Annotated in this window: 16 protein-coding genes; 5 read left to right on the top strand and 11 right to left on the bottom strand. The window is 53.0% G+C overall.

Annotated elements, in window-relative coordinates:
- Positions 1-4: 4 nt before the first annotated feature.
- The 10 genes from IGQ16_RS03020 to IGQ16_RS02975 form a co-directional block, all read right to left on the bottom strand.
- Entirely contained in the window at positions 5-2,536 is a 2,532-nt protein-coding gene (locus IGQ16_RS03020; RefSeq protein WP_024125088.1) for a mannose-1-phosphate guanyltransferase, read from the bottom strand.
- Between the two features lie 239 nt (positions 2,537-2,775).
- Positions 2,776-4,287 carry a F0F1 ATP synthase subunit alpha gene (atpA, locus tag IGQ16_RS03015; protein WP_024125087.1) on the bottom strand — a complete coding sequence of 504 codons (1,512 nt, stop codon included), beginning with the start codon at positions 4,285-4,287 and terminating at the stop codon, positions 2,776-2,778.
- A 41-nt stretch (positions 4,288-4,328) separates the two neighbouring features.
- Positions 4,329-4,886, bottom strand: coding sequence for an ATP synthase F1 subunit delta (gene atpH, locus IGQ16_RS03010; protein WP_024125086.1), 558 nt, complete (start codon positions 4,884-4,886; stop codon positions 4,329-4,331).
- The gene (locus IGQ16_RS03005; protein ID WP_367116110.1) at positions 4,883-5,422 is read right to left on the bottom strand and encodes a F0F1 ATP synthase subunit B; all 540 of its coding nucleotides are present in this window, start codon (positions 5,420-5,422) and stop codon (positions 4,883-4,885) included. Before IGQ16_RS03005 ends, atpH begins: the two co-directional genes overlap by 4 nt.
- A gap of 2 nt (positions 5,423-5,424) precedes the next feature.
- Entirely contained in the window at positions 5,425-5,841 is a 417-nt protein-coding gene (locus IGQ16_RS03000; RefSeq protein WP_297060183.1) for a F0F1 ATP synthase subunit B', read from the bottom strand.
- Between the two features lie 61 nt (positions 5,842-5,902).
- On the bottom strand, positions 5,903-6,151 hold the full coding sequence (atpE, locus tag IGQ16_RS02995) for an ATP synthase F0 subunit C (RefSeq protein WP_024125083.1): 249 nt from the start codon (positions 6,149-6,151) through the stop codon (positions 5,903-5,905).
- A gap of 83 nt (positions 6,152-6,234) precedes the next feature.
- Positions 6,235-6,993 carry a F0F1 ATP synthase subunit A gene (gene atpB / locus IGQ16_RS02990; protein ID WP_024125082.1) on the bottom strand — a complete coding sequence of 253 codons (759 nt, stop codon included), beginning with the start codon at positions 6,991-6,993 and terminating at the stop codon, positions 6,235-6,237.
- Positions 6,994-7,034: 41 nt separating this feature from the next.
- Entirely contained in the window at positions 7,035-7,382 is a 348-nt protein-coding gene (locus IGQ16_RS02985; protein ID WP_024125081.1) for an ATP synthase subunit I, read from the bottom strand.
- 123 nt (positions 7,383-7,505) lie between these two features.
- Positions 7,506-7,961 carry a ribonuclease III domain-containing protein gene (locus IGQ16_RS02980; protein ID WP_297040725.1) on the bottom strand — a complete coding sequence of 152 codons (456 nt, stop codon included), beginning with the start codon at positions 7,959-7,961 and terminating at the stop codon, positions 7,506-7,508.
- A 50-nt stretch (positions 7,962-8,011) separates the two neighbouring features.
- Complete coding sequence (locus IGQ16_RS02975; RefSeq protein WP_024125079.1) at positions 8,012-8,425, bottom strand: STAS domain-containing protein; 414 nt, start codon at positions 8,423-8,425, stop codon at positions 8,012-8,014.
- Positions 8,426-8,566: 141 nt separating this feature from the next.
- Here IGQ16_RS02975 and IGQ16_RS02970 point away from each other — a divergent pair, with 141 nt between their 5' ends.
- The 5 genes from IGQ16_RS02970 (at position 8,567) to hemB (ending at position 12,986) form a co-directional block, all read left to right on the top strand.
- Positions 8,567-8,884 (top strand): hypothetical protein, encoded by a 318-nt coding sequence (locus IGQ16_RS02970; protein WP_024125078.1) that lies wholly within the window; start codon positions 8,567-8,569, stop codon positions 8,882-8,884.
- 51 nt (positions 8,885-8,935) lie between these two features.
- The gene (locus tag IGQ16_RS02965) at positions 8,936-10,378 is read left to right on the top strand and encodes a deoxyribodipyrimidine photo-lyase, 8-HDF type (protein WP_024125077.1); all 1,443 of its coding nucleotides are present in this window, start codon (positions 8,936-8,938) and stop codon (positions 10,376-10,378) included.
- Between the two features lie 89 nt (positions 10,379-10,467).
- Positions 10,468-11,292, top strand: a complete 825-nt coding sequence (map, locus tag IGQ16_RS02960) for a type I methionyl aminopeptidase (RefSeq protein ID WP_024125076.1) — start codon at positions 10,468-10,470, stop codon at positions 11,290-11,292.
- A 5-nt stretch (positions 11,293-11,297) separates the two neighbouring features.
- Positions 11,298-11,846: an NUDIX hydrolase gene (locus IGQ16_RS02955; protein WP_024125075.1), complete on the top strand. Its 549-nt coding sequence runs from the start codon at positions 11,298-11,300 to the stop codon at positions 11,844-11,846.
- Between the two features lie 153 nt (positions 11,847-11,999).
- On the top strand, positions 12,000-12,986 hold the full coding sequence (hemB, locus tag IGQ16_RS02950) for a porphobilinogen synthase (RefSeq protein ID WP_297060181.1): 987 nt from the start codon (positions 12,000-12,002) through the stop codon (positions 12,984-12,986).
- Here hemB and IGQ16_RS02945 read toward each other — a convergent pair.
- Positions 12,983-13,531 (bottom strand): NADPH-dependent FMN reductase, encoded by a 549-nt coding sequence (locus tag IGQ16_RS02945; RefSeq protein WP_024125073.1) that lies wholly within the window; start codon positions 13,529-13,531, stop codon positions 12,983-12,985. The two genes, hemB and IGQ16_RS02945, sit on opposite strands and share 4 nt — an antisense overlap.
- Between the last annotated feature and the right edge of the window lie 13 nt (positions 13,532-13,544).

Genomic DNA, 13,544 nt, shown 5'->3' with positions numbered 1-13,544 from the left:
TGGGTTACATCTTTATTGTGGCATCTGAGAGAGGTTCCAAGCGGGCAAACTCTTCAATGCGGCGGCTATAGCGTTGCAGCATCTGCTCACTCCAAGGGGCATCAGGACTATTCACGTAGAGGTGTACCAGTGGCTCACTGGCATCGGGCAGAATCAGTACCCAATGGTCAGTATTGGGTTCACCAATTTTGACGCCATCAATGAGACTTAAATGGTTGCGGGGATGGGTTTCCACTAAGTGGCGCATCAATGACCCCTTGGCAAGCCAAGGACAGCGAATTGGGCGGTGATAGTAGTGGACGCGGGGCAGTTCTTGGCGTATGACTGTGAGGGGCTTACCAATGAGTGCCAGCAGTTCGAGCAGGGTGGCGATCGTAAACATGGCATCAAATCCCGGATGCAGTTGCGGGAAGATGAAACCGGTTTCTGCGGACCCCCCTAGGACAACGCTGCTGTGGTGTTGGCAGGCTTCCATAAGATCAGTCGGGTTGGTACGACTGCGGATAATGTGCCCTCCCTGCTGGCGGGCGATCGCCTCCACGGCACTAGAGGTTGTGACCGGCACCACGATGGTGCCCCCCGGATGGGTCAAGAGGGTCAAGTAGGTCATCAAGGCCGTGAGTTCTTGATCACTGAAAACCTGACCGGCATTGTCCACCAAGGTCAACCGTTCGCCATTGGCGGAGACTTGCACCCCTAAACTTGCAGAAAGTGCTGTCACCACCTGTCCTAGTTCCCGCAGGAGTCGCTGTCGCTCGAGAATATTTAGGGGAGTGGGGTGGAGGGTGGCATTGAGAACAACGGCATCGCAGCCAAACTTACTGAGGATCTGGGGCAAGACGACCCCAGAAACGGCATAGGCATAGTCAATAACAATTTTGGCGGGGTTGCCATAAAACAGTTTCGTATTCAGCCACTTTTCAAAGCCTTGGGCATAGGCGGCCACGCAGTTGTTGGGATGGGTCATGACACCGACATCCATCAGTAGGGCACGGCGAATCTCTTCGCGGAAGTAGGCGGTTTCGATTTGTCGCTCTTTGGCTTTACTGAGGTTGATGCCTTTGTGGTCAAAAAACTCAATCAAAAGCTGATCGGCGCGATCGGGATGGGCGCGCACATGAATTCCCCCACTGACTGAAAGGGTTTGGGCGGCAAACCGGGCAATCGGCAGGGCGATCGCCTCCAAATTGAGGACATGAATCCCCACCGACATCAAACCCGACATTAGGGCATGGGACACCATCCGCGATACATTTCGCTGATCTCGCGACACGAGCACACTGGTTCCGGGCTCAAGAATGGAGGCATAGGCTGCCGCCAGCCGCACGGCAAACTCCGGTGTAATGTCTACATTGGCCACGCCGGCCACTCCCCGCTGCCCAAAGAGATAGCGCTGCCCTGTTGTGCCCCAGATCAGGCTTTCATTGACAATTGCACCCGCTTCAATACGTTTTCCTGGCCAGATCCGCACTCCCTGACTCAGGCTGGCTTCCTCCCCCACCACACAGCGACTGCCAATAATCACTCCTTCCTGTAGTGTTACATGGCGATCAACATGGACATAGCGAGCTAAGATGCAATGCTCCAGTTCACTGTCATCCCCAATAAAGCAGCCATGCCAAGCCACCACTGAACGCAACCGACTGCCATTGCCAATAATCACGTTATCCCCCAAGACCGTTCCCGCCCCAAGGGTGACCCCCGCACCAAAGCGGCAGTTATTGCCCAAGACGAGCGGCGCCTGTAGCTGAACCGTTTGCGGCAATGGGGTGTTGTGGCCTACCCAAATTTGCGGCTGAACTTCGTGCCCCTGAATTTCCAAGTGCACTCGGCCATAGAGGGCATCCTGTTGCACCTGTTGGTAGGTTTGGAGACTGCCGACATCGCACCAGTAGGCATCGGTGATATAGCCATACATCGGCACATCCGCCTGCAACAGCAATGGGAACAAATCCCGCGAAAAATCCCGCTCGATGCCGCTACTAAGGTAATCCATAACTGTGGGGCTGAGGATGTAGATACCCGTATTGACTGTATCTGTAAAGACTTCCGCTGCTGAGGGCTTCTCCAGAAACCGCCGCACGCGGCCATCGCTATCAGTAAAGACAATGCCAAACTCCTTTGGCTGAGGCACGCGGGCAAGGATCAGGGTTACGGGAGCACCGTGCTGCTGGTGAAAACGCAGGGCATCGGTTAAATCGACATCGGTAATGCTATCGCCACTGACTACTAAAAACGGATCCGTTAACAAATTGGCAATGTTTTTCACCGAACCGGCCGTGCCAAGGGGCTGCTCTTCCTCAACCACATAGCTCAGGTGCACCCCAAACTCATTCCCATCGCCAAAATAGTCCCGCACGATATCGGGGAGATAGTGCAATGTCATGACCACATCATCAAGGCTATGGCGGCGCAGGAGATTGAGAATATGCTCGGCAATGGGACGATTGACCACCGGTACCATGGGTTTGGGTAGATCGCAGGTGAGGGGGCGTAAGCGAGTGCCACTCCCACCGGCCATGACAACGACACGCACTACAGAACTCCTTGATAAAGGTTTGTCCGCGGATCCTCAGTGTAAGAGAGAATACAAAGCTAAGGGGTCCTCATTAACGAAACTGCAATGATTTTTGATACTCCTTTTTCTCTAACCCGCTACCAACTAGCGCCACATTGGCTATTGACAAAAAAACCTACCCTTGGTGGAGGGCAGGTTCAAGTCATTGTTGATTTGTTGATCTTGATCTGTTGATCGTGATCTAAGTAAGGTGATGCTTAGGCACTAAAGGCAGCTTTGTACTCAGCGATCGCCGCCTTCAGCAGGGCTTCAGCCTTTTCATCCAGTTTTTGGGTGGTGCGGATAATCTCACCGTATTCTGGCTTATTGGTGTGCAGGTAATCGCGCAGACCGGCAACAAACTTGGCCACTGCCTCAACGGGGATATCGTCAAGGTAGCCATTGGTACCTGCATAGATGGTTGCCACTTGGTACTCCACAGGAATGGGCGAATATTGAGGCTGCTTGAGGATTTCCCGCAGGCGCTGACCCCGGGCCAGTTGGTTTTGGGTGGCTTTATCCAAGTCGGAGGCAAATTGGGCAAAGGCCTGCAGTTCATCAAATTGCGCCAACTCCAGCTTCAGTTTCCCGGCCACCTGTTTCATGGCTTTGATTTGAGCAGCGGAACCCACCCGCGACACGGAAATCCCCGCGTTGATGGCAGGACGCAAGCCAGCGTTGAAGAGGTCAGAGGAGAGGAAGATTTGACCGTCGGTAATGGAAATGACGTTGGTGGGAATGTAGGCAGACACGTCACCGGCTTGGGTTTCAACCACCGGCAGTGCTGTCATGCTGCCACCACCAAGGGCATCGTTGAGCTTGGCCGCCCGCTCTAGCAACCGGGAGTGCAAGTAGAACACATCCCCAGGATAGGCTTCGCGACCGGGGGGACGACGCAGGAGTAGCGACATTTGCCGATAGGCTTGAGCCTGTTTGGAGAGGTCGTCATAGACAACGAGGGTATGCTTACCTTGGTACATGAAGTACTCAGCAATCGTGGCCCCGGTGTAGGGGGCAAGATACTGCAAAGCCGCTGGATCACTGGCGTTGGCGGCAATTACAATCGTATAGTCCAGCGCCCCCCGCTCCCGCAGCACGTTCACCACTTGGGCAACGCTGGAGGCTTTTTGACCAATGGCTACATAGACGCAAATCACGTCTTGGCCCTTTTGGTTCAAGATCGTGTCAATGGCAACAGCCGTTTTCCCTGTCTGGCGATCGCCAATGATCAGTTCCCGCTGACCGCGACCAATGGGAATCATAGCGTCAATGGCGGTAATCCCCGTTTGCAACGGCTCACACACAGATTTGCGCTGGACAATACCGGGTGCGGGAGATTCAATCAGGCGAGTTTGCGTTGTGTGGATCTCCCCTTTGCCATCAATGGGGCGCATCAGCGCATCCACAACCCGACCAATGGCCGCTTCACCCACGGGAATCGAGGCAATTTTCCCAGTAGCACGCACAGTACTGCCTTCTTCGATGCCGAGGCCATCGCCCATCAGCACCACCCCCACATTATCCTCTTCGAGGTTGAGGGCAATCCCCACGGTGCCATCTTCAAATTCCACCAATTCGGAGGCCATCACCTTGTCGAGGCCATAGACACGGGCAATCCCATCGCCCACCTGCAAGACAGTACCGACATTATCGACTTTGATCGACTGTTCGTACTGCTCGATTTGCTGGCGAATAATGCTACTGATTTCGTCGGGTCGGATACTTACCATAGAAGTCGCTCTCAAGGGTTGAACAGTTTACAAAGAGGATATTAGGCGGCTTGCGCCAAGGTGACACTGAGGCGGCGGAGTTGACCCCGCAGGCTGGCATCAAAGATTTGGGAGCCAACTTTAATGACCACGCCACCAATCAGTTCAGGATCACAGGCAGTGACAAGCTCTACATCGGCAGCACCGGTTATGGTTTTGACCTTCTCGACCACTGCACGGCGTTGATCGTCATTGAGTTCGACGACACTGGTCACTTCCGCCAAGGCCACATTGCGGAGTTTGCGCACCAGGGCACGGTACTGCTCACAAATGGAACCGAGAAAGTTAATTCGCCGCCGATCCACGAGCAACATTAGGAAGTTGAGGAAATAGCCGTGCACCTTATCCACTGTCAACTGCCGCAGCACATTCTTTTTGGCCTCAGGCTTAATCAGGGGATTCGCGAGAAACTGTTGCAGTTCACTGGAACTGGCAAGCAGTTCCAAAATCAATTGCGTGTCCTGCTGAAACTGATCAATGAGGTTGTGGGCTTGCGCCAACGACAGCAGCGCCTCGGCATAGGGTTCAACAACTTCACCACGGACGGTGGTCTGCATCATTTGCCTCCTAGTAGGGCAATACTGCGATCAACAAGGGTGCGCTGAAGGTCTGGATTTTGGCTCAACCGTGCTTTCAGTTGGTTTTCTGCCTCTGCCAGTGCCATAGCGGCAATCCGCTCACGAATTTCGGCGATCGCCCGCTCAGTGGCAGCACTGGTATCTTGGGAAGCAGTTTCCTTCAAGCGCTCAATTTCCCGCTTGGCTTGGGCAATGATTTCTTCCTTGGCAGCCTTTGCACGGGCAAGAGCCTCCTCGCGAATGCGTTGTGCCTCCTGTTTAGCCTGAGTCAGCTTTTGCTGCGCTTCGGCGAGGCGGGCTGCCGCCACTTTCTGGCGTTCTTCTGCCTCGGCAATGGCTGTGGCAATTTGTTTCTGGCGATCGCCCAAGGTTTTGCCAAGTACACCGCGGCCAAAATACACCAACACCCCAATAAGGATGCCAAGGTTGATCACATTAGTTTCGAGCAAATTGGTGTTAATGCCAAAATGCCCCACCTCTTCCGTTGCCAATAAAAATACTGCGTCCATGACCCACACTCCTAGGCCAGTAACTTCGCTAATAACTGCTCACTCAAGCTGGCAACTTGGCCCTCCAGTGCCTGCAGTGTCACCTGCTTTTGCTCATCAATCTCTGTTTGAAGCTTGAGTAACTCTGCTTGCACAGCCTGCTGTGCTTCGGCAATTTCGGCGGTGGCAATTTTCTGTGCCTCAGCTTTGGCCTCTTCAATTAAGGCTTGGGCTTGGCGACGGGTACTGGCCAATTCCTGCTCATATTGTTGAGCCAGCTCAGTGGCCTGTTGCAACCGCTCCTTAGCCTGCTGCAAGTTGGTTCGGATATACTCATCCCGATTGTCCAGCGCCTGACCCAAAGGCTTGTACAGCAGTGCATTCAAAATAACGGTCAAGATTAAGAATTGCAGAGCCATCAGGGGTAGGGTGGCATCAAAATCAAACATCAGCCTCTCCAGAATGGGGGATTGGGGGAAAGCTCAGCCAAGCCTCCCCCACTGGGGTGAATTAGGATGCAAAGGGGTTGGCAAACAGGAGCACCAGCGCAATCACCAGACCGTAGATGGTCAGGGACTCCATGAAGGCTAAACTCAGCAGCAAGGTACCGCGAATTTTACCTTCTGCTTCGGGTTGGCGTGCAATGCCTTCTAGAGCCTGACCAGAGGCATTCCCTTGGGCAAGCCCAGGACCCAGTGATGCCAAACCAATTGCCAAAGCAGCAGCCAAAACGGAAGCAGAAGCAATTAAGGGATTCATAGTTGATTTCCTCGAGACGTAGTAGGACAAAACAAAATTTCCAGAGATCACAATAGCAGGGGATGTACCCCTTTTAGGAGTTTTTAGGAGTGGGCCGCTTCGTGATCACCCCCATGACCCTCCATCGCCTCCCCGATGTAGGTGGCTGCGAGGGTCGAAAACACAAGAGCCTGAATGGCACTGGTAAACAGGCCCAAAACCATCACAGGCAAGGGTACAAACAACGGTACCAGCAACACCAAGACACTCACCACCAGTTCGTCCGCTAAGATGTTGCCAAAAAGACGGAAGCTCAGGGAAAGAGGTTTTGTGAAGTCTTCCAAGATGGCGATGGGAAGTAGGACGGGCGTTGGCTCAATGTACTTGGTGAAATACTTCAGCCCCCGCTTGCGGAGCCCGGCATAGAAATAGGCCAAGGAGACCAGCAACGCCAAGGCCACGGTGGTATTGATGTCATTGGTGGGTGCTGCTAGCTCCCCTTCTGGCAGTTCAATGAGTTTCCACGGTACCAGTGCCCCTGACCAGTTACAAACAAAAATGAACAGGAACAGTGTCCCTACGAAGGGAACCCAAGCTCGGTACTCGTGCTCACCCATTTGACTTTTGGTCAAGTCACGGATAAATTCCAGTGCGTATTCCATCAGGTTTTGGATACCACTGGGTACCCGCTGAATATTCCGCGAGGCCGCAAAGGCCACCGCGATGAGAACGGCCATCACAAACCAAGTGGTAATGAAGACTTGGCCGTGAACTCTCAGATTGCCAATGTACCAGTAGAAGTGATGTCCCACCTCCAGCTTGGCAAGGGGAAGAGCTGTCCAAAGGTCTATCAAAGGCATCATGCCTCCGCGCTCGCTCGTTTAAGCATTACAGTGGGCCAGTGTTAAGGAGAGGGCAAAATCCCACGCAACAAATGAACCAGAAGGGCAGCTTTGTAGGTTAAGAACCCCAAGAAGACTGGAATAATCTGTAGCGCTTGCCAACGGGCTGCCACAATCATCACAACCACGACGACAAGAAGCTGCGCTTTTCCCAGCTTTTTCTGGTCGTTGCCTAGGCGCTCCACACTACGGGCTAAGAGCCGCAAGTAGATTAGGCTGGCACTTGCCCCCAAAAGGTAATTCAACGCTGTGTTAAGGCCATAAATCAGCCAAACCGCTCCAAAGGCGATCGCCATAAGGACGAGGGTTGTCGTAAATAATTCACGACAGAGTTGGTAAAACTCCACCATTGACCCCTCCTTTTTTGAGGAATGGGAAACGGTTGGAGCTACAGGGTCAGGAACGGTCACAGCAGAATATGGAGCATCCGAGGATGCCTTAAACTGGCCACTAAGCATCCTATCACGCAGTGGTTACATTTCACTGGGGGATTCTGTTGCGGGTCTCTTGTTTTCAACTTCACTGCGGATGTGACCTGCAAGGAGTTGAAAAATTTCCTGTAGGCGTTGCGGATTGGTGAGGTAAAGGTACCCAAGTAGGGCTTCAAAGCCAGTGGCTTGGCGGTAAATTTTTGCAGTGACTCGCTTGGGGCCATCGGCAGCAGCATTGCGACCTTGGCGGAAAATGGCGCGTTCAGTTTCTGTGCAATATTCCCAAAGAAAGTCCATGTAACGGGCTTGGCTTTCGGCACGCACGTGATCCACCACTTGGCGGTGGTAGGCGTTAATGCGTTGGGGGGGGGTCAAAAAAAGTAGCCGAATAAAGAGTTCATAAACTGCATCGCCAAAGTAGGCTAAAGCTGCTGGGGGGAGCTGGTGGGCGGGAATCTTGGGGGGTTGCAGGGGTAACAGTTCACCAAAGTCAAGCATGATTGTTCAATACGGGCACCCCCCTTGGTTTTACCACGCCCAGCACAGCTTTATTGCGAGGGGGATTCGCCACTGATTTTGGCGATCGCTGTCGCCAGATCTGGCTGAAGAGACAAGAAATTTTCTAGGCGAACCAGTTTAACGGTTTGGGTGACACGGGGATTGGTGACAATTTGTAGTTGCCCCTGGCGTTCCTGGGCTTTTTTGGCCAGTTGGACTAGGATGCCAAGGCCAGAGCTGTCAATAAATTCAATTTTTGAAAGATCGAGGATGACGTTGGCAGGCCCATCGTCAAAACACTTACTAATCACCTTGCGAAAGGCTGACTCTGAAAATGCATCAATGAGACCCGTCAGGCGAAAAACCTGATAGTTATCGCGAATCTCACGGGTTCCCCTTAGACTTTGGGTGAGGGCAAGTGGTTCAGAAATGAGAGCCTCCTTTGCCGATGACTGGGCACGCAAAACGATAGAACACAAGTATAGGAAAAGGTAGCATTCTTGTCTATGGCTTCATCCGCAACTCAACAAAACTTTGAAGGAGCAGCGACAACAGGAAGCGGTTTGCCAGAATTGGCTTAGTGATTACTTGCAGGGGTTGCCGCCATGGCCCTTTCCAAACTATTAATTGCTTTTGTGAGCATTAACGCGCTTAGCGCGCTGAGTTTGCCGCTCCTTGCCCAACAAACGCCAGCGGCGACTTATCCCCCAGAGGCGATCGCAGTCTTTATGCAGGAGTGTCAAGCCAAATTTGCGGCGCAAGCCCCTCCCGGTTTTCGCGATCGCGGCGATCGCTACTGCACTTGCCTCATTAACCACCTCCAAGAAAAAATGACCTATGGGCAATTTCAGCAAATGACCCCCGATAATGCACCTCCAGAACTGAAGGCCGCAACCAACGCCTGCATCGGCGCTATTTTCTAGATTGTCTAGGTTATCTAGGATCCTTAATCCTGTTTTTAGGATTGACTGACCATGAGCCTACGCCTGTTTTGGCATCGTCGCGATCTGCGCCTCAATGACAACCTGGGCTTGGCTGCTGCCCACACCCGTACCCCCAAAGTGGTTGGTCTTTTCTGTTTTGACCCCGCGATTCTCAGCGCCTCAGACATTGCCGCAGTGCGGGTAGCCTACCTTGTTGGTTGCCTACAGGCTCTGCAGGAGGCCTATCAGCGACTTGGGGGGAGCTTTTTAATTTTTCGTGGTGACCCGCGTCAGATTCTGCCCCAAGTGGCCAGTGGTTTAGGGGCAGTGGCGGTGCACTGGCATGAGGATGTGGAACCCTATGGACGGGGGCGCGATCGCGCAGTGGCTGCTGCCCTCAAAGAAAAAGGTATTGCTGTGGAAACCGCTTGGGATCAACTCCTGCATCCCCCAGAGGCTATACAAACTCAACAAGGACAGCCCTACACCGTCTATTCCCCCTTTTGGCGCAACTGGTCAAGCCTAGCGAAACCAGAGCCTGTCCCTACCCCCAGCTACCTCGAACCCCTCACCGAAATAGAACAGGCAACGGCGCGCACCTTGGGGGCGATTTGTCTCCCCACCGCTAAGGACCTGGGATTTCATTGGTCGGGGGAACTGATCCTTGCTCCCGGTGAAGCCGCTGCCCAAGCACAACTGGAGACATTTATTGACCAGCACATTCAAGACTATGGGGAGCAGCGCAACTATCCGGCGCAGCCCGGAACCTCCCTCTTAAGCCCTGCCCTCAAGTTCGGCGTCATTGGGATTCGCCATGTCTGGACAGCCACTCAGGCCGCTATGGCCGCAGCCCGCAGTGAAGAGGGACAAAGGAGTATTCGCACCTGGCAGCAGGAATTGGCTTGGCGGGAGTTTTATCAGCACGCCCTCTACTGGTTTCCCCACTTGGCGGAGCGTCCCCATCGCCAAGGATTTGCCACCTTCCCTTGGCTGAATAACGAAGCGCACTTTGCGGCTTGGTGTGAAGGTGCCACGGGTTACCCAATCGTGGATGCTGCCATGCGGCAACTCAATGAAACAGGCTGGATGCACAACCGCTGCCGTATGATTGTGGCCAGTTTCCTCACCAAGGATTTGATCATCAATCCCCAGTGGGGTGAGCGCTACTTTATGCAGAAACTCATTGATGGGGACTTGGCAGCCAATAATGGCGGTTGGCAGTGGAGTGCCTCCAGTGGCATGGACCCAAAACCCCTGCGGATTTTTAACCCCGCCAGTCAGGCGCAAAAATTTGACCCGGAAGCAGAATATATTCGGCGTTGGCTTCCAGAAGTGCGATCGCTGGACACTACAGATTTAGTGACGGGCAATATTTCCCCCCTAGAGCGACATCGCTGTGGTTATCCTTTGCCGATTGTGGATCACAGGCAGCAACAGCGGCGATTTAAGCAGCTCTATCAAGAGCATTTTCGTTCACCAATCCCTCAAGAATAACAAGAATAAACAAATAAAATTTACATTCCCCTGATCAGCGCAACAGCGTTATCCTGAAAAAGAAAGATTTTTGCGGTAGCATCGCGCCCATGAATATTCTTGGTAGTCTGCTCACTCCCTCCCCCACCCCTGTCCAAACCCGTCCCCGCCGTGGTATTGAAATTAAGTCCAAGCGCGAAATTGAGATTATGCGGCAGGCTTCGCGCATTGTGGCGACGGTGCTCAAGGAAATCTCCCAGATGATTGAGCCAGGGATGACGACGGCGGATCTCGATGCCTATGCCGAGAAACGTATTCGGGAAATGGGGGCAACCCCTAGCTTCAAGGGCTATCACGGCTTTCCCGCATCCATTTGCGCCTGCATCAACAATGAAGTGGTTCATGGCATTCCTAGCCCCCGCAAAGTGATTCGCAATGGCGACATTGTGAAAATTGACACCGGTGCCTATTACAACGGCTTTCATGGCGATTCTTGCATTACGATTCCGGTGGGGGAAATTTCCGAAGAGGCCGCTAAGCTGGTGAAAGTGGCCGAAGAAGCCCTCTACCGCGGCATTGAGCAAGTCAAAGAAGGCAACTACCTCATGGATCTGGCGGGTGCCATTCAAGATTATGTGGAAGCCAATGGCTTCGTTGTCGTTGAGGATTTTACTGGCCACGGCGTAGGGCGCAATCTCCATGAAGAACCTTCGGTATTTAACTTCCGCACCCATGAACTCAAGAATGTGCGGCTACGGGCGGGGATGACCTTGGCTATTGAACCCATTGTGAATGCGGGGTCAAAACAGGTGCGTATTTTGCGCGATCGCTGGACGGCGGTTACAGTTGATAATTCTCTCTCTGCTCAATTTGAGCACACCGTCTTGGTCACCAAAACAGGCTACGAAATCCTCACCGATCGTACCCTCGTCTAACCCCTATGACTAAAATCCCCCCCGAAGTCCTCGAGCGCCACTGCTTTTGTCGCAGCCGCAAGTTTACCTTCGAAGTCAATCAATACCGTCTGCCCCATGGATCTGTCTCGATCTTGGGAACTGTGCGGCACCCAGGGGGGGCACTTGCTGTCCCTGTAAACCCAGAGGGAAACCTGATCCTTGTCAAACAATATCGCTTTGCTACTGAGGAGTATCTACTGGAGTTTCCAGCAGGCACCGTTGAGGATCATGAAAATCCTTTTACCACGATTGAGCGGGAAATTGAAGAGGAAACCGGCTACCGCGCCCACCATTGGCAAAAACTGGGGGAGTTTTACATTGCCCCCGGCTATTCCGATGAAGTGATCTATGCCTATTTGGCTACCCAACTGGAGAAACTAGAGGTACCCCCACCTCAGGATAGTGATGAGCACATTGAAATTGTGGAGTTTTCTCTATCTGAGTTGGCAGCCGCCATTCATAGTGGTCAAGTAAAAGATGCCAAGACCGTCACTAGTTTCTATCTGGCTTTGCCCTATCTTCAGCCCGCTTGAGCACTGAGGTTTTTGTAAACGTTCGTAAGCATCCTCAACCCCCCACAGTCTTGATCCCTTAAGGTGAGATAATGCGGAAATAATCCAAAGGTTCTATGTGCTGATCCACAGCCGTTTGAACTGGGACATGAGTGAGTTTTTGATTGTTGAATTATGGAGCTAACCCATCGGCCTCGCCGTTTACGCCGCACGGCTCAAATTCGTCGCCTGGTGCGCGAGCATACCCTAACTACGGCGGATTTGATCTATCCGGTCTTTGTCATGGAGGGGGAAGATCAGGTGCAGGAAGTCCCCTCGATGCCCGGCTGCTATCGCTATAGCCTGGATCGCCTAATTTTAGAGCTGAAGGAGGTCTATGCCTTGGGAATTGGGGCGATCGCCCTATTTCCCTTGGTCCCTGAGCATCTCAAGGATAATGCTGGCACCGAAAGCTACAATCCCGATGGCCTGGTCCAGCGATCGCTACGAGCGATTAAGGAAGTCTTACCTGATTTGCTCATCTTTACGGATGTGGCCCTTGATCCCTACAGCAGCGAAGGCCACGATGGCATTGTCAAAGATGGCGAAATTCTCAATGACGAAACTGTAGAGGTGCTGGTCAAACAGGCAGTGAGTCAAGCGGCTGCGGGGGCCGATTTTGTTGCCCCCTCGGATATGATGGATGGCCGTGTCGGTGCCATTCGGGCGGGTCTGGATGCCGCGGGCTATACTCATGTGGGAATTCTTGCTTACTCTGCGAAATACGCTTCCGCCTACTATGGCCCTTTCCGTGATGCTTTAGACTCAGCTCCCAAGTTTGGCGATAAAAAAACCTACCAAATGGATCCCGCCAATGTCCGCGAGGCAGTGCGGGAAGTGAGCTTCGACATTGAGGAAGGGGCAGATATTGTCATGGTGAAACCTGCCCTTGCCTACATGGATGTCATTGCGCAGCTAAAGCAGGTGAGCGATGTTCCCGTGGCTGCCTACAATGTTTCTGGCGAATACGCAATGGTGAAAGCCGCCGCCCGCAATGGCTGGATTGATGAGAAAAAAGTGGTCCTAGAAACCCTACTGGGCTTTAAGCGAGCAGGTGCCGATGTCATTCTCACCTACCATGCCAAGCAGGTGGCGCAGTGGCTGCAGGAGGGATTGAACTAGGCCCTTGCTTCTCGGAGTTGACGGGTGGTTTGAATCCAACTGGCAATCAGTTTGTCCACTCGCTCCTCGAGCTTGGGATCGCTCAATTGCCCCTCGGGTGTGAAGGCTTGCCAAGCCTGACCAATGGCCACCTGTTCTGGAATCACCCAAGCATGCACCCAGCGCAGAATCACCCGTAGATCGTTGAGGGCATTGCTGTTGGTTTGGCCACCGAGGACACTCATCATGGCGACTACTTTGCCGCTGAGATGTTCAAAGCTCAGGAGATCGAGGGAGTTTTTTAGCACACCGCTGACACTGCCATGGTACTCCGGTGTCACTAGCAAAATGCCATCGGCTTCCTTGACCTTAGCTTGAAAGGCGGCCACATCGGGATAGTCGGGGTAGCTCTCAGCACCTGTGCAAAAGGGAAGCCTCATCTGCCGTAGATCAAGACGTTCAACGGTAACCCCTCGGGTGGCTGCTTTGGCAATCGCAGCATCTAATGCCCTTTGGGAGTAGGAGCTATCCCGCAGACTCCCTGCCCAACCAATGAATTTGACCATAAACAAACTCGTA

It is taken from the genome of Thermosynechococcus sp. M3746_W2019_013 (genome assembly GCF_015296045.1).
GTDB lineage: Bacteria > Cyanobacteriota > Cyanobacteriia > Thermosynechococcales > Thermosynechococcaceae > Thermosynechococcus.
This window is presented reverse-complemented; position numbering and strand designations above follow the sequence as displayed.

Bases quoted from the DNA above. Each gene is read 5' to 3' on its own strand.
- atpA (WP_024125087.1), bottom strand. From the start codon at position 4,287: ATGGTAAGTATCCGACCCGACGAAATCAGTAGCATTATTCGCCAGCAA.
- atpH (WP_024125086.1), bottom strand. From the start codon at position 4,886: ATGATGCAGACCACCGTCCGTGGTGAAGTTGTTGAACCCTATGCCGAG.
- IGQ16_RS03000 (WP_297060183.1), bottom strand. From the start codon at position 5,841: ATGTTTGATTTTGATGCCACCCTACCCCTGATGGCTCTGCAATTCTTA.
- atpE (WP_024125083.1), bottom strand. From the start codon at position 6,151: ATGAATCCCTTAATTGCTTCTGCTTCCGTTTTGGCTGCTGCTTTGGCA.
- atpB (WP_024125082.1), bottom strand. From the start codon at position 6,993: ATGATGCCTTTGATAGACCTTTGGACAGCTCTTCCCCTTGCCAAGCTG.
- IGQ16_RS02985 (WP_024125081.1), bottom strand. From the start codon at position 7,382: ATGGTGGAGTTTTACCAACTCTGTCGTGAATTATTTACGACAACCCTC.
- IGQ16_RS02980 (WP_297040725.1), bottom strand. From the start codon at position 7,961: ATGCTTGACTTTGGTGAACTGTTACCCCTGCAACCCCCCAAGATTCCC.
- IGQ16_RS02970 (WP_024125078.1), top strand. From the start codon at position 8,567: ATGGCCCTTTCCAAACTATTAATTGCTTTTGTGAGCATTAACGCGCTT.
- IGQ16_RS02965 (WP_024125077.1), top strand. From the start codon at position 8,936: ATGAGCCTACGCCTGTTTTGGCATCGTCGCGATCTGCGCCTCAATGAC.
- map (WP_024125076.1), top strand. From the start codon at position 10,468: ATGAATATTCTTGGTAGTCTGCTCACTCCCTCCCCCACCCCTGTCCAA.
- IGQ16_RS02955 (WP_024125075.1), top strand. From the start codon at position 11,298: ATGACTAAAATCCCCCCCGAAGTCCTCGAGCGCCACTGCTTTTGTCGC.
- hemB (WP_297060181.1), top strand. From the start codon at position 12,000: ATGGAGCTAACCCATCGGCCTCGCCGTTTACGCCGCACGGCTCAAATT.
- IGQ16_RS02945 (WP_024125073.1), bottom strand. From the start codon at position 13,531: ATGGTCAAATTCATTGGTTGGGCAGGGAGTCTGCGGGATAGCTCCTAC.